Origin of the sequence: Archangium lansingense (assembly GCF_026626635.1) — a bacterium.
Taxonomy (GTDB): domain Bacteria; phylum Myxococcota; class Myxococcia; order Myxococcales; family Myxococcaceae; genus Archangium; species Archangium lansingense.
On sequence record NZ_JAPNKA010000001.1, the window covers coordinates 7,311,272 to 7,327,059 of the forward strand.

General features: G+C 68.4%; 6 protein-coding genes and 1 pseudogene. All 7 read right to left on the reverse strand.

What is annotated here, in order from left to right; translation table 11 throughout:
- Window positions 1-16 precede the first annotated feature (16 nt).
- The 7 genes and pseudogenes from OV287_RS29280 to uvrA all read right to left on the reverse strand — a co-directional run bounded on the left by OV287_RS29280 (window position 17) and on the right by uvrA (window position 15,737).
- The gene (locus OV287_RS29280; RefSeq protein ID WP_267537344.1) at window positions 17-2,224 is read right to left on the reverse strand and encodes a PhnD/SsuA/transferrin family substrate-binding protein; all 2,208 of its coding nucleotides are present in this window, start codon (window positions 2,222-2,224) and stop codon (window positions 17-19) included.
- Window positions 2,225-2,598: 374 nt separating this feature from the next.
- Window positions 2,599-2,838: an Lrp/AsnC ligand binding domain-containing protein gene (locus OV287_RS29285; RefSeq protein ID WP_267537345.1), complete on the reverse strand. Its 240-nt coding sequence runs from the start codon at window positions 2,836-2,838 to the stop codon at window positions 2,599-2,601.
- A 14-nt stretch (window positions 2,839-2,852) separates the two neighbouring features.
- Window positions 2,853-3,989, reverse strand: coding sequence for a fatty acid desaturase family protein (locus tag OV287_RS29290; RefSeq protein WP_267537346.1), 1,137 nt, complete (start codon window positions 3,987-3,989; stop codon window positions 2,853-2,855).
- Window positions 3,990-4,166: 177 nt separating this feature from the next.
- A complete protein-coding gene (locus OV287_RS29295) occupies window positions 4,167-9,692 on the reverse strand; it encodes a DNA repair ATPase (protein ID WP_267537347.1) in 5,526 nt (1,841 codons plus the stop codon).
- Window positions 9,693-9,892: 200 nt separating this feature from the next.
- Complete coding sequence (locus tag OV287_RS29300) at window positions 9,893-12,127, reverse strand: flotillin family protein (protein WP_267537348.1); 2,235 nt, start codon at window positions 12,125-12,127, stop codon at window positions 9,893-9,895.
- A gap of 114 nt (window positions 12,128-12,241) precedes the next feature.
- Window positions 12,242-13,045 carry a hypothetical protein gene (locus tag OV287_RS29305; protein WP_267537349.1) on the reverse strand — a complete coding sequence of 268 codons (804 nt, stop codon included), beginning with the start codon at window positions 13,043-13,045 and terminating at the stop codon, window positions 12,242-12,244.
- A 140-nt stretch (window positions 13,046-13,185) separates the two neighbouring features.
- Window positions 13,186-15,737, reverse strand: a pseudogene (gene uvrA / locus OV287_RS29310) (excinuclease ABC subunit UvrA).
- Between the last annotated feature and the right edge of the window lie 51 nt (window positions 15,738-15,788).

Sequence of the window (15,788 nt, forward strand, 5' to 3'; positions counted from 1 at the left end):
ACGGCGGCTGACCCCTCTACCCGGCCAGCAACACCTGACGGGGCTGGCTGACCTCGGCCGCCGCGGGCAGCGTGATGGTGATGAGCGTGCCTCGGCCCTCGCGACTCTCCGCGCGCAGGGTGCCACCCAGGCCCGTCACGATGGCGTGGCTCACCGACAGCCCCAGCCCCGTGCTGCCGGGCAGCGTGGCGACGAAGGGCTCGAAGATGCGCGAGAGCGCCTCGGGAGCCAGGCCCTTGCCCGTGTCCTGCACCTCCACCACCACCTCGCCCTCCTCGCCGGTGTAGGCGGCCACTCGCAGCACATTCTGCGCGGCCTCCGCAGGATTCATCGACTGCACCGCGTTGAGCAGCAGGTTGAGGAAGAGCTGGCTCAACCGGGCCTCGTCCGCGTCCACCGCCGGAATCTCGAAGAAGTCCCGCTCCAGCCGCGCCCGGTGGCTCAGCTCACCGCGGATGAGCTTCAGCGCGTTCTCCAGCACCGGCTGCACCTCCACCCGTGCCTGGTGCTCCGGCGGCTTGCGCGAGAGCGTCCGCAGATCCTGCACGATGTGCTTGAGCCGCAGCGCCCCCTCCGCCGTCTCGGACAGGGCCTCCAGCACCTCGTCCAACTCCCCCGCCGCGGCCGCCCCCTGCTCCCGCAGCGACTGCCCCATGCGCGCCAGCTCCTCGCGCGCGTAGGAGAGGTTGGCGATCATGAAGGCCAGCGGGTTGTTCATCTCGTGCCCCACCGCCGCCGCCAGCGAGCCCAGCGCCGAGAGCCGGTCCGCCTGGATGAGCCGCGCCTCCATCTGCTTGCGCAGCGTCACGTCCTTGGCGAACACCCGCAGGCCCTCGGGATTCCAGAGCTGCGCCACCGTCAGCTCCCAGTAGCGCCCATCCAGGTGCACGGTGGGAGCGGGCTCGCCCGCGGGCGCGCCCTGCCAGGCCCACCGCAGCGCCGCCTCGACGATCGGGTGGCTCGTGCCCTCCACCAGCAGCTCCGGAAAGGCCTTGTGCGTGGCGGGGTTGCCGTAGCGCAGCTCGCCCTGCATGGTCAGCTCCAGCAGCGGCTCGGGGTGCAGCAGCGGGAAGGAGGCCAGCCGGTACATCGGATCCTCCAGCGCGCGCATCCCCGACACGTCGCGCACCATCAGACCCAGGCGCGGCTGCGTCTCGCCGGGGACCGGGGCACACGGGGTGATCTCCGCCGCGTACCAGCGCGTCTCCCCCTCCACCTCCAGCCGGTACTCCAGCCGGCCGTCCGCGCCACCATGGCGCACCGAGCGCATCAGCGACAACAGCGGCTCGGCCGCCTCCGTCCCCAGCACCTCCGTCAGCGTCCGCCCCTCGGCGTCGCTCACGTCCCGGCCGAAAGCCCTGCCCGTGGGCGACCACAGCCGCCGGCACCGCTCCTCCCCGTCCAGCTCCGCCACCACGTACTCGGCGCTGCGCACCTTCCGCGACGCCGGAGCCTGCTCCCGCCCGTCCGTCGTCTGCAGGACGAAGCCCTCGGTGCGGAACGGGCCCATCAGCATCTCCAGGCCGGAGCCGTCGGTGTTCATCCGCGTGAGGACGGACACCAGCGTGGCGGCATCCTCCCCGGACAGGCGCCGGGTGAGGACGATGCCGTCGGCCAGCGCGGGGGGCGTGAAGGCGAACGTCATGAGCTCGGACTCCCTCGCTCCCACGTAGGTGGCCAGGGTGGCGCGCATGGCATGCTCGTCCGCGTGGGGGGAGAAGACGGCGGCCATGTCCGCCTCGCCGGCCAGCACCGCGTTGATCGCCTTGCGGTAGGCGCCCATGAAGCGCTGCTCGGAGAAGAGCTCGTTCACGCGCAGCCCCTGCGCCTCCAGGAAGCGCACGGGCAGCAGGTACCCACCGGCCGAGCGGGGGGTGGCCCAGGCGACGCGCTTGCCCTGGAGCGTCTCCAGGGTGAGTGGCTCGTTCGCGCGACACACCAGGGCCGCACGGTATTGGCAACTTCCCGAGCGCACCGCGCGCAGCACCGCCCGCGCCCGAGGCGCGAAGGCATCACACTGATCGGCCGTGGCCCACACCATGTCCACCCGGCCCGCCGCCACCTCCGCCTCCAGGGCCTCGTAGGTGGGCGACAGCTCCATCACCACCGGCCGGCCCAGCCGCTCCGACAACGCCCTGCCGAACAGATCCACGCGGACGTGCTCCCGAACCTCACCGTGCGATGGGTAGAGCAGGAAACGGATGGGCTTGGTCGGCGTGGTCACGTGCGCTGCCTCCTTTGATGCCCCCCGGGGCCCTGGGTGGCCCCAAGTCAGTTTCGTTCCACATCATGCCCAATGTTTCAGCTGATTGCACACTATTCCTGTTTCACTGGAAAAAATAGGCTGTCTGAGGCAGCAGGATTCACCCGGAGTACCGAAAAGGGGGGCGCACCCGGTGGAAACCGGTGATGGGGCAATTCCTCGGCGGGGGGGCTTGCAGCGACCTCCGCCCTCTCAATGGGCGCAGCCGGACAATGAGAGGTAACGCACGGCCACGGCCCGAAGGGGATCCTTGGGCGGGCGGTGCGCGAAGGTGTCAACCGCTGGACAGGACTTCGAAGGTCACGCCCGGGAAGTGTTCTTTCCCGAGCAGCAGCTCAGAAGGCCTTGAAGGTGGTGATGGTGTAGGTGTCTTTGACACCGGCCAGGGTCTGGATGCGCTCGGTGACGAAGCGGCCAATGTCCTGGTCCTTGTCGAGGTGGAACTTGGCCAGCAGATCGTAGCCACCCGAGGTGGAGTAGACCTCGGCGGCCTCGTCGACCTGGTCGGCGATCATCGCCGCTGTCTTATATGTCTGCCCCAGCTCACACTTGATCATGACGAAGATGGTGTGCACGGGGGCGCACCCTATCACGCCACGTCGGGGAGCGGACCGGAAGCCGAGGCGCCCTCACGGCGGGAGATCCGCCGCATGGAGCGCTTGCCCACCACGATGTCCACCATCTTCCGAGCCCGCGTCCAGACGCTCTCCTGGACGTAGGGGATGCCGTACTTCTCGCAGATCGCGCGCACCTTCGGCTGGATGCGCTGGTACTGGAGCATGGAGAGGTCGGGGTAGATGTGGTGCTCGATCTGGTAGTTGAGCCAGAGGTGGAGGTAGTCGTTGAGGTCTCCGCCGGTGCGGTAGTTGGCACTGCCGATCACCTGCTGGAGGTAGCGCTCGCCCTTGTTCTCCGGCTTGGAGTCGAAGCGGTACAGGTCCTCGCCGGTGTGGTTGGGCCCCACCACGAGGAAGGTGTGCACGTTGGTGATGACCTCGGCCATGAGCGAGTTGCACAGGGCGCTGAAGCCGGCCCACGCCCCCAGCGGCAGGAAGAGCGCGGGTAGGACGACGAAGTTCCAGGCGATGTAGGGGGCGTAGCCGCTGAGCAGCACCTCGCGCCACTCCTCGCGGGTGAGGGGCCCGTCCGGGCGGTGCTTGCGACGGAGAGAGGCGAGCGTCTCGGGAGAGTAGTAGCTGGCGCGCCAGGTGATCGCGAGCAGGGCGAGCTGGAAGTAGCGCAGGGCGAGCGGGCGGTCCGGGTTGCGCAGGGAGCCCTCGGCATTGCGCTCGAGCAGATCCGGGTCCGCGTCCTCGCCGGTGTGCGAGTGGTGGAGGACGTTGTGCTCGTAGACCCAGGCGTCGGGGAGGATCCAATCGAGCCAGTCGAGGAAGCGGCGATTGCCCTTGGCGAAGCCCTTGCTGGTGCGCTCCGCGGGGGCGCCGGGGACGCGGTCATAGCCACGGTGCCCCACGTGGTGCATGAGGAGCCAGCGCGTGGAGCGGCCGAGCCCCATGGCCGCCGCGCTCAGGGGGTTGGGCATCATCCAGCAGGTGGCCAGGCCGAGCACCGAGGCCGCGCGGCCCCAGTTCTCGATCTTCCGCAGGTGCGCGAGGTCCGCCTCGCTGACGGAGGCGTCGATCTCGGTGCGCAGCGCGCGGATGTCAGCCAGGAAGCCCTCCACGTCCACGGACGCGGGATCGAAGTCAGGGGTGGCGCGAGACATACGGGGGGACCTCGGGCGGGCGGAGCGAGTGGAGGGGTCAAGAAGAGCGGGCCCGCCTGTGCGCGCTCGGGGGCCGCACGGTAGTCGCATGCCAGTGGCTCGGGGAAGACTTTCGCCTCCACTGAGACCCTCCTACCCCGTCCCTCTCCCGGAGGGAGAGGGGTTGTTGGAGATGGCTCAGCCCGTCGTGGGGCGCTGCATGGCCTGGAGCAGTTCCAGCGCCTCGGTGACGGCCTGCCAGACCTGCATGGCCTTGAGGTTCTCGTCGCCACTCTGCAACGTCCGCTTCGCCAGCCTCTCGATCGGTGCCAGCGCGCTCTCCACCAGCACGATCTGCCGGCCCAGATCCGCGGGCAGCGGCGCCGTGGCCCGTTGCGGCGACGGCACAGGCGCCCGCTCCGCCATGGACTTCACAGCCTGGGACATCTGCTCCATGTACCGCCCCAGATCCGCGGGCGGCGCGGACACGGGCGCGGCCACCGGCTGGCGCTCCGCCATCGTCTTCACCGCCTGCGTGAGCTGCTCCATCACTGGCCCCATGTCCACCGTCTGGGCCGGCGCCGCCACCGCGCGCTCGGCCAGCACCTTCAGCACCTTCGCCAGGTGTTGCAGGTACGGCGTCAGGTCCGGCCCCTGCACCACCGGCGCCGGCGTCTCCTTCTTCGCCAGCTCCAGCAGCGCGTCTCGCAGCGCCTCCAGCCTCGGTGTCACCTCGGCCACCGGACTCGGGCCCGACGGCTGGCGCGTCACCTCGGCCGCCTTCACCACCGCGCCCGCCACGGAGCCGAGCTGCTCCTCGATGGCACTGAGCTGACCCGTCACGCGGGCCACCGGATCGTCCTCCTTCCCGCCCATCCGCTTCACCCGCGCGAAGCCCAGCTTGATCTCCTCCCAGCGCTTCGCCTTCTCCGGCGTCAGCCGCCCGCGCATCTCCTGCAGCTTGAGCAGGTTCTGCTCGGCCGCCGTGGTGAGCGTCTGCGACTCGCCCTGGTAGTGGTCGTCGAGGAGCCGCTCCAGCTCATCGTCCGTCATCGCCGCCACCACCTTCTCGGTGATCTTGCCCATGTTGCGGTAGCTGCCCTGCAACTTGAACGCGGGCTCCGTGCGGAAGCGCTCGTCCTGCGCCGCCGAGGCGATGTACTCCAGGTTCACCTTCAGCAGCACCTGCTGCACGCGGAACAGCCGCTGGAACACCGCGACGATCTCCTGCAGCTCCGCCGCCGCGTAGCCGTACGCCAGCTCACCGGTGGGCACCTCCTCGCCCTTCGCCATGCGGATGAGCTTGTGAATGTCACCCGGCTCGCGCGTGGCCAGCGGCGCCAGCGCACTGTTCGACGTGAGCGCGTTCTCGATGTAGCTCAGCGCGAACAGGTCCTCCTTGCCGTCGAGGATGTCGCCCAGGTTGTAGGTATCAGCGCGGTTGGCGAGCATGTCCGGAATGCGGAAGCGGTCGCCCGTCTCGGTGTACGGGTTGCCGGCCATCACCACGCAGAACTTCTTGCCGCGCAGGTCATACGTGCGCGTCTTGCCGTTCCACACACCCTCGATCCGGCGCTGGCCGTCGCACAGCGAGATGAACTTCTGGAGCAGCTCGGGATCCGTGTGCTGGATGTCGTCGAGGTAGAGCATCACGTTGTTGCCCATCTCGAAAGACAGGTTGATGCGCTCCACCTCCTGGCGAGCCGTGGCGTTGGGAGCCTCGGCCGGATCCAGCGACTTCACCGAGTGGCCCAGCGCCGGGCCGTTCACCTTCACGAAGGTGAGACCGAGCCGGCTGGCCACGTACTCCATCAACGTCGTCTTGCCGTAGCCCGGGGGCGACATGAGCAGCAGCATGCCCATGCGATCCGTGCGCTTGTTCTCGCCCGCCGAGCCGAGCTGCTTGGCCAGGTTGGCGCCAATGAGCGGCAGGTACACCTCGTCGATGAGCTTGTTGCGCACGAAGGACGTCAGCACCTTCGGCGTGAACTCCTCCAGGCGCAGCCGGCGGCGCTCGCGGTCCAGCAGGTCCCGCAGCAGCGCGCGGTAGGCGTGATAGGCCGGCACGCGCACCTGCCGGAAATCGCTCAGGCGAGTCAGGAACTCGTCCAGCCGCAGCGGCAGCTTGCGATCATGGATGCGCGGGTGCTGGCCCAGCATGCCCGTCACCTCGGTGGAGGTGAGAGCACCGGCCACCTCGCGGTCCAGCTTGCGCTCGGTGAGCAGCACCACCGCGGCCTCCACCGCCACGTGGGCCGCCGCGCCCGGACCGCCCTCGCGCCGCGCCAGATACGCCTCCACCCATGCGCGCACGGTGCGCAGGCGCTCGGGGAGGTTCTTCTCCAGGCCGCGCAGATCGTCCTCGAAGGCCGAGCGCGTCCCCGACCTGTCCAGCTGCGACAGCAGCGCGTCCTTGAGCGCCACCGCCTCGCCGCTGGTGGTGAAGCGAGGCCTGTCGCCGGCCAGCTCCTCGACGAGGTAGCGTCCGGCGAGCCGCGCCTCCGCGGGGCCGCACTCCACCCCCGAGGCCTTCAGGAAGGCGCCGATCCGCTCGCCCGCCTCGTTGCCGAGGGCCACCAGCTCCGCCGACTCACCAAAGGCCGCACGGAGCCGGTGCAGGCTGCGCGCGCGCCGGTGGATGAGCGCCTTCTCCTCGCCCTCACCCCCGAAGGCCCAGTACAGGGCCGCCCAGGCGCGCGGCGTGGGCGCGAAGCGCAACAGCCCCGCCCCCGTGTGCATCGCCAGCAGCTTCTCCAGGATAGCCGCCGCGTCCGCGTCGTGGATGCCGCGCTCGTAGCCCTCGTCGTACTTGTCCGCCGAGTACGCGCGCACCTTCTCCAGCAGCCCGTTCGGCTCCAGCAGCGCCTGGTGCAGCGCCGCCAGCGTCACGCTCCCCTTCCCCTCCTCCGCGTCCAGCAGCACCTGCGCCGCGAGGTACTCGGCGCGGTACACCTGGGGCGTCTCGGAGATGAGGTGCTGATCCCACAGCTCGCGGTACTTCTCCAGCTCCGGCTCCTCCAGCTTCTGGGCGTAGTCGGTGCCGGTGAGCTGCAGGTAGAGCGCGCCGTCGCGCGGCAACAGCGTGAGATCCAACTGCTGGGTGTTGACGTTGAAGCGGTGCTTGCCGAACTTGATGACCGGCGCGCCCGAGCCCTCCTCGTAGAGGTCGTTGCGATCACGCAGCGCGCGCAGGGCGTCCTGGCGCGCCGTCTTCACGCGGCTCTGCACCTCGTCCGAGCGCACGCTGTCCTGGAGCTCGAGGAGCTGCTCGGCGAGCTGCCGCAGCTTCAGCACCATCGAGTCGGACGCGAAGTACGTGTTGAGCTCGTCCTCGGACTTGAAGGACTTGGCCCGGCGGCTGACGCCGGTGAGGATGCGGTCGGCGGCGCCGAAGAGGTTCTGCGCCCGGCGCTGGCGCTCGTCCACCAGCGCCTGCTTCTTCTGGCCGAAGGCCTCGAGCAGCTCCTCGCGCTTCTGGGTGAGCTGGCCGAGGAACTCGTCGAACTCGCCGAAGCGCCCCTCCATCTCCTCCAACTGCACGGTGAGGCGCGAGAGGCCCTCGTCGCACTTCTCCGGCGAGTCCGCCACGGACAGCGCGCTCTCCACCGACTGGCCGAGCAGCTTGAACTGGGCGCCGAACTCGGCCCGCTTCTCGCGGCCCACCAGCTCCTTGCGCTTGACGCTCAGGCCCGCGCGCACACGGTTGAGGCGGGAGAACAGCTCGGAGATGCCCTCCAGGATTCGAGCGCGTGCGAGCGGATCGCCCACCTGCAGGCCACCCACCGTCTCGCTGAGCACCTCCAGACCCTTGCCCACCTGCTCGATGTCCTCGCCGAGCGGGGCCAGCTCGTTGGTGGTCTGGATGGGCTCCAGCTTCTGCAGCAGCACGTCCAGGCGCTCGGCGAGGGGGTTGAGGGCCTCGCCCCGCTGGAGGAACTGCACGGCGTCGGTGCTGACGCGGTCCGTCTCCTCGATGACCTGCTTCTCGAGGGCGTCGAGCCGCGCCGTGTCGATGTAGCGGATCTCCTTGAGGGTGATGAGGTGGCCGCGCTGCTTGCGCAGATCCGAGAGGGCATTCATGAAGCCCTCGGCGCTCTGGAGCTCCTCGGGCCGCACGCGCAGCAGCACCTGCTCCTGGACCTTCTGGGCCTCGGCCATGGACTCGGTGGCGCGCTTCTGCAGCGCGAGCACCTTCTCGAACTCGTCGATGATGAGCTCGGAGGTGCGCCGCAGCGTCTCGATGCCCTCCTGGAGCTTCGTCTCCTCGTGCCCGAGCCAGTAGAAGGCATCGAGCATGCGGGTGGCGGCGGCGGCGAGGTCCTCGTAGGTGCGCCGGGAGGGCTTGTCCGTGCGGGCCATGCGCACGAGCGTCAGGGCATCAGAGATACCGCGCACCAGCTCGGCGTTGCCCACCTTGCCCAGGTAGCCGGGCGCGGGTGGCATCTTCGCGGCGTGCTCGGCGGAGACGAAGGGCGTCTGCCACACCTGCATGGGGTGGATGCGGGTCGGCTCGTTGGAGGTGGAGCGGAACACCACCATGCGCCCGTCCCCAAAGAGGCTGAAGCCGTGCCCCAGCAGCGGGTTCTGCACCTCCTTGCGCACGAGGTTGTACGGGAAGAGGACGTAGGCGCCCTCGTCGCGGCGGAAGAAGACGTAGAGGACGTCCTCACCGTTGGGCGAGCGGATGGCGCGCTTGAACTGGAGGCCCTCGCCGATGTTCTCGAAGACCTTGAAGTCGCCCGTCTGCAGGTAGTAGCCGCCGGGGAAGACAATGCCCTGGTCCTCGGGCAGGCGGATGCAGGCGTTGCCGATGGCGTCGATGCGCACCACGTGCTGGGTGCGCGTGTTGAAGACGAGGTAGCGGTACTTCTGCTCGCGGAAGGGCAGGACGCGCAGGAGGATGAGGCCGCCCACCTGGGCATAGGCGAACTCGGCGTCATCCAGCGACTGGTCCGGATCCTCCACCGGCTCGCGGTAGATGCCCAGGCCGTCCGTGGTGTTGTCCTCCACCTTGATGGTGAGATCGCCCTTCACCGTCTCGACGAACACCTGGTCGAGGATGTTGACGTGAGGGTGCTGGCCGAGCACGTAGTCCTCACGCGAGGCCACCTTCCACTCGAAGTCATGGGACGGAGGGAAGACGTGATCGCGCTCGCCCTGGTTGTCGATGTAGGTGGCGTTGCCCTCCACATCGAGCCCGAAGCGGAAGACCTTGATGTCGCGCTCGGACTTGCCCGTCTGGAAGATGGCAAGGAGCCGCGTCTCATTGCGGCGAAGCTGCAGCAGCTTCGCGTCCTTATAGTACTTGTACAGCTCGCTGAAGTCCTTGACGAAGCGCGGATCCTTCAAGAACCCGCCGGCCTCGGTGGACGGCACCTCGGAGAAGTCGAAGCCCTCGGCGGTCTTCTCGAACTTGTGCAGCGAGAAGACATCCGCGACGTTCATCTCCTTCTTCAGGCCGATGAAGACGTTGTAGCCAAAGAGCAGGTACTTGCCGACGCCGACGATGTCGCGCGCGACGCAGTTGTTCTCGGTGCGGACGCGCTCATTGCCAATGACGGTGAGCTCGGTGCCGCCGAAGAGCTTCTTGCGCCGATCATTGAGGTCCGTGGCCTTGGAGCCGAGCGCCTCGGCCTGGGAGAGCAGGCGCGCACGGATGACCTCGTAGCTGCCACCCGCCAGCGTGGCCTCGCCCGACGCGGGGGGGGTGCTTTCAGTTGCCATCTTCAGTTCACCGGGAAAGGGGGGGAACCAGGGATGTACATACCCTCACCCCGGCCCTCTCCCAGGGGGAGAGGGTCGAACCCAGGTTCCACTGTGTGGGTCCCCTCTCCCTCTGGGAGAGGGCTAGGGTGAGGGTCTTCAAGCTGTGTCACCGCGCCCCCGAGCCGGAAGGCGCGGCTCATCGACCACGAACGACCGTCTCAGCCCTGGGTCTTCTCGGGAGCCGAGACCCGGACGGGCTCAGCCTCCACGAGCGACTTGAGGTTGGAGGCAGCCGCGGCAGCGGGGTTGGGCGCCATGCGGTGCAGCAGGGCGGCCATGGCCAGGTTCTGCGCGTCGCTGGTGAAGCCCGGCTTGGAGAGGATCTCCTTGAGGTCCGCCGGCAGGTCCTTCTCACCGTTGAGGTAGCCGCTGAAGGCCTTGCGCAGCGTCTCGCTCTGGTCGAGCGCGCCGTCCACGGACTGGCCCACGGAGATGGCCTTGATGAAGCGCTCGAAGAACTGACCGTCGCCACCGACGATGTTGATCTTCGCGTGGCCCATGGTCTCGGCGAGCACCTTGGACTGGGCCTCGGCGATGTCCTTGCGCACCTGGATGGTGGCGAGCTCCACGTCGCGCTCCTTCTGCAGGCGCAGGCGGAACTCCTCGTGCTCGCGGGTGGCGCCCTGGAGCAGCTTCATGGACTCGGCCTTCTCGGCAAGGCCCCGGGCCTCGGCGAGCAGCTTCTCCTCGATGGCCTTGGCCTCGGCGAGCAGCTTCTCGCGGATGGTGACGGCCTCGGCCTCGCCGCGCTTCTGGATGGCCATGGCTTCGGCCTCGCCGATGCTCGCGCGGGCCATCCCCTTCTCCTTCTCACCGGCGGCCTCGGCGAGCAGCTTCTCGCGCGTGGCGGTGGCGTCGGCCAGACCGCGCTCCTTGGCGGCGAGCGCCTCGGCGAGGCCCCGCTCCTTGAGGACGGTGGCCTGCGCCATGCCCTGCTTCTCGATGACGGCGGCCTCGGCCTCCTTCACGCGCACCTGGGCCATGCCCTGCTTCTCGACGGCCAGGGCGTCCGCCTCCTTCACGCGCACCTCGGCCAGGCCGTGGGCGGCCTCCTCGGCCTGGACACCCTCGGCCAGCCGCGCCTTCGCCTTGGCCGTCATGTCAGCGGCCTGCAGCTCGGCCTCGGCCAGGGTGAGCTTCTCCTTGGCGGTGAACTTGGACACCTCGTTGCTGGCCTCGGCGGCCTTGATGTCCTTGACGAGCTTCTCCTGCGCCTGGGCCTCGGCGGTGATGAGCAGCGCGTCCTTGCGGCGCGTGGCCTCGGCCTTCACGCGCAGATCCTTGATGCGCTCCTCCTCCTCCGCCACGCCCTTCTCCACGGCGATGCGGGTGCGCACCACGTCGGCGATGGCCTTCTTCTCGGCCTCGAGCTGCTTCTCCTTGCCGATGCGCGACAGCTCCACCTCGCGCTCGCGGTTGATGGCCTCCAGGGCGCGGTCCTTCTCCACGCGCTCGGACTCCACGCCCACCACGCGCTCGCGGTTCTTCTGCGCCACTTCCACCTGGCGCTGCTTGTTCTGCTCGTTGATGAGGATCTCTTCCTCGGCCTTGATGCGCGCCAGCTGCTGCTTGGCGTACTCCTCGGCCTTCACGCGCTCGGCCTCGGCGGTCTCACGGGCCGTGATGGAGTCGATCTCGCGCTTCTGCTTGGCGGCGGCCTCGGCGCGCTGACGCTCGAGGGCGAAGATGGCCTCGTCCGACTCGACGTTGCGCTTGGTGATGTTCATGCGCTCGTTCTGCCGGAACTCGTTCGTCTGGACGTTCTGGACGGAGGTGAGCTCGGTGATCTTCCGGATGCCCTCGGCGTCGAGGATGTTGTCCTTGTCCAGCAGCTCGACGGGGGTCTGCTCCAGGAAGTCGATGGCGCAGTCCTCGAGCATGTAGCCGTTGAGGTCCTTGCCGATCACCCGGAGGACCTCGTCCTTGATGGCCTCGCGCTCGGTGTACAGGTCCTTGAAGTCGAACTTCTTGCCGGCCGTCTTGAGGGCCTCGGAGAACTTGGCCTCGAAGAGGTGCTCGAGCGTCTCCGGGTGGCTGGCGCGCTCGCAGCCGATGGCCTGGGCCACCTTGAGCACGTCCTCACGCGTCTTGTTCACCCGGACGAAGAAGGTGACCTTGATGTCCGCGCGGATGTTGTCCTGGCAGATCAGCCCCTCCTTGCCGCGGCGATCGATGTCGATCGTCTTGAGGGAGATGTCCATCACCTCGGCCCGGTTGATGATGGGCCAGACGATGGAGCCGGTGAAGGTGACGACCGGCTCACCCTTGAAGGGGTTGATGATCAGCGCACGTCCCTGATCCACCTGCCGGTAGAACCTGGAGACGATGAACGCGGAACAGAAGACGAAGAACAGGCCTCCGCCGATACCAGTGAAGACGATGGGTAGATCCATGTCGGTGCGATTCCCGAGCGAGTAGACCGGGGGAACCTATCACGCGGCCGGAGTCCCCCGCTAACAGCCCCGGCGCGGTCTTGAGAAGTCACTGCGAAGAAACGTGCGACCGCACTACCTCGTCCGGGCCTTGTCCCGGGCGAGCGCGGCGGCGGTGAGCGGATCCTTCAGGTGCTCCAGCTCCTGAGGCAGAAGCCAGTCCACCGGCTCCACCTCGTAGGCGTCGCGGGCGGCGTCATAGTTGAGGATGAGCGCCTTTTCCCCGCGCGTGAGTTGGTTGGCCTTGTCACACACCACGTTGAGCAGGAGGCCGGCGCCACCGTCCTCGAAGGTGGCGTGGCCGAACTTGCCATCCACATTACCGCTGGCGATGACGCAGACGCGGCCCATCAGCTCGGAACGGCGAGGCGCATGGTGCGTGGCGAACATGGGCCGCAGGGGCCGCACCGCCAATCCGGCGAGCACCAGGCCCGCGGCGAAGCACAGCGCGGCGAGGCCTCCACTGACGAGCGCGCCAGGCAGGGCGCCGAGCGCCTCCTTGGCCGGGCGGGCGAAGGCCAGCGACGTCAGCCAGGAGAGGAACACCACGAAGCTGACGGACACCGTCACCGGGACGCCGCCGAAGCCGAGCACCTCGAAGAGGCTGGCACCCGCCTTGGCACTGCCCTCGAGCGCCGCCTTGGCGCCGCCCTCCGCGGCGGCCTTGGCCCCACCCTCCACCGCACCCTTCACGCCGCCTTCGAGCGCCTCGGCCGCGCCCGCCTTGGCCCCCAGGGCGAAGTCGCCAATGTCTCCGTCGAGCAGATCAACGCCTACGGCCCCCACCATGACGATGAGCCAGTAGCCGACCACCACGCCCAGCGGGATGGTGAAGAGGACGGTGGGAAAGGCGAGGATGGCAGCGAGGAACTCGGTCATCGGGCCTGCAAGCAGAGAGGTGGCTGGGAGTCTAGTCCAGGCTTACGGGATTACGACAAGCCTTCCCGTCGATTTCCGGTCCGATCGGAGCACCTTGAATTGGCCGCCTGCTGGGTGTCCACGCCAGGAGTCGGCGAACGTCAACCAACGACCTCCGCCAGAAAAGGCGCCGTGCGGCTCGCCGAGGAGGCGGCGACCTCCGCGGGGGTTCCAGCAACCACCACACGTCCGCCCTCGTCACCAGCGCCAGGGCCGATGTCGATGACCCAATCGCTCGCCGCGACCACCCGCATGTCGTGCTCGACGAGGATGACGGTGTTGCCTGACTCGACCAGTCCGTCGAGCTGCGTCATGAGCTTGTCCACGTCGGCGGGATGCAGTCCCGTGGTGGGCTCGTCCAGGATGTAGAGCGTATTGCCACGCTGGACCCGCTGCAGCTCGGTGGCGAGCTTGATGCGCTGAGCCTCGCCGCCGGAGAGCTCGGTCGCAGGTTGGCCCAGCCGCAGATAGCCCAGGCCCACCTCCCGCAGAACGCTGAGCGAACGCAGCACCTGCGGCTCCTCGGCGAAGAACGCATGAGCGGCGTCGACGGTCATCCCCAGCACCTCGGCGATGTTCTTTCCGCGGTACTGAATCTCCAGGGTCTTGGCGTTGTAGCGAGCCCCATGACACGTGGGACAAGGCGCATAGACGCTGGGCAGGAAGAGCAGCTCGACGCTCACGAAGCCTTCGCCCTCACAGGTCTCGCAACGCCCCTTGGCCACGTTGAACGAGAAACGCCCGACGTCGAAGTGACGGGCGCGTGCGGCCTTGGTCGCCGCGAAGAGCTTGCGGACGTTGTCGAAGAGCCCCGTGTAGGTCGCCAGGTTGGACCGAGGCGTGCGACCGATCGGCTTCTGGTCCACCCGCACCAATCGCTTGATGCCCTCCATCCCCGCGACAATCCGGCCGCCCGTGGTGAGCACGACGGAGCGCTCCAGCTCTTCACCCTCCTCTTCCTCCTCTGGGATCTCATGGCCGAGCTGCTCGGCGACCAGCTCCACCAGGACCTGGCTCACCAGGCTCGACTTCCCCGAGCCGGAGACGCCGGTCACGGAGGTGAAGACGCCCAGCGGGAAGTCGACGTCGAGGCCGTGCAGGTTGTTGCGAGTAACACACCCTCGAGGCGGAGCCACCCCTTGGGTGCGCGGGGTGTGCGGCGCTTCGCGGTCTCAGCCCCGAAGAGGTAGCGCCGCGTCTGGGACGGTTCCACGTCCGCGAGCCCTTCGAGCGGACCGCTGTAGAGAACGCGCCCGCCCTTCTCTCCCGCCGCCGGCCCGACGTCGACAATCCAGTCGGCGTGCCGGATCACGTCCACCTCATGCTCCACCACGAACAGCGAGTTTCCCGAGCCCTTGAGCTGATCGAGCGCCTTGAGCAGCGCCTCGGTGTCCGCCGGATGGAGCCCCGCGGAGGGCTCGTCGAGCACATACACCACGCCGAACAGGTTGGAGCGCACCTGGGTGGCGAGCCGCAGCCGCTGGAGCTCGCCGGGTGAGAGCGTCGGAGTGCTGCGCTCCAACGAGAGATAGCCCAGCCCCAGCTCGGTCAGGACCTGGATTCGCGCCAGCAGATCCTTGGCGATCCGCTCGGCGACCAGCGCCTTCTCCGGGTGCTCCCGCGCCAGCTTCGCCGCGCCGGGCGCAGTCCCGTCCGCGGTGGGCCGCAAGATGTCGGCAACGCGCTTCAGCGGCAGCTGGGAAAGCTCGCCGATGTCGAGGCCCGCGAAGGTGACGGACAGGGACTCACGACGCAGCCGCTTGCCCTGGCAGAGGCGGCACGCCCCGCTCACCATGTACTGCGACACGCGCTTCTTCATCAGCGCGCTCTGCGTCGTGGCGAAGGTCTGCAACACGTACTTCCGGGCACCGGTGAAGGTCCCCATGTAGCTCGGGGGGTCCTTGCGCTTGAGCGCACGGCGCGTCTCCGCCGGAGTAAAGCCCGCGTAGACCGGGACGGTCGGCTGCTCATCCGTGAAGAGGATCCAGTCCCGGTCCTTCTGGGGAAGGTCACGCCAGGGGCGGTCAACGTCGTAGCCGAGCGTCACCAGGATGTCGCGCAGGTTCTGGCCGTGCCACGCGGGAGGCCACGCAGCGATGGCTCGCTCGCGGATGGTCCGCGAGTCATCCGGCACCATCGACTTCTCGGTCACCTCATAGACTCGGCCCAGGCCATGGCAGTTGGGACAAGCGCCCGCCGGGGTGTTGGGCGAGAACGCATCGGAGTCGAGGTGTGGCTGGTGGGGCGGATAGGTGCCGGCGCGCGAGTACAGCAGGCGCAGGGAGTTGGCGATCGTAGTCACGCTGCCCACCGACGAGCGGGTGGTGGGAGTGCCGCGGTGCTGCTGGAGGGCTACGGCTGGGGGCAGGCCGTCGATTGAGTCGACCTCGGGAACACCCGCCTGATCGATCAAACGCCGCGCGTACGGGGCCACGGATTCGAAGTACCGCCGCTGCGCCTCCGCGTAGAGGGTCCCGAAGGCCAGCGAGGACTTGCCGGAGCCGGAGACCCCCGTGAAGACGACCAGGGCGACACGCGGGAGCTCGACATCCACGTTCTTCAGGTTGTGCTCGCGGGCCCCACGCACTCGGACGAACCCCGTCCTCGTGTCGCCTGAAGCCTCTGGAAGGTGATGACCGCGGGATCTGGACATTCGCACCACTCGAAGAAGGTCGTGACCTGCTACTGACTGAAGGTGGTAACG

Coding starts and splice junctions, on each gene's coding strand:
- OV287_RS29300 (WP_267537348.1), bottom strand. CDS start 12,127: ATGGATCTACCCATCGTCTTCACTGGTATCGGCGGAGGCCTGTTCTTC.
- OV287_RS29305 (WP_267537349.1), bottom strand. CDS start 13,045: ATGACCGAGTTCCTCGCTGCCATCCTCGCCTTTCCCACCGTCCTCTTC.
- OV287_RS29290 (WP_267537346.1), bottom strand. CDS start 3,989: ATGTCTCGCGCCACCCCTGACTTCGATCCCGCGTCCGTGGACGTGGAG.
- OV287_RS29295 (WP_267537347.1), bottom strand. CDS start 9,692: ATGGCAACTGAAAGCACCCCCCCCGCGTCGGGCGAGGCCACGCTGGCG.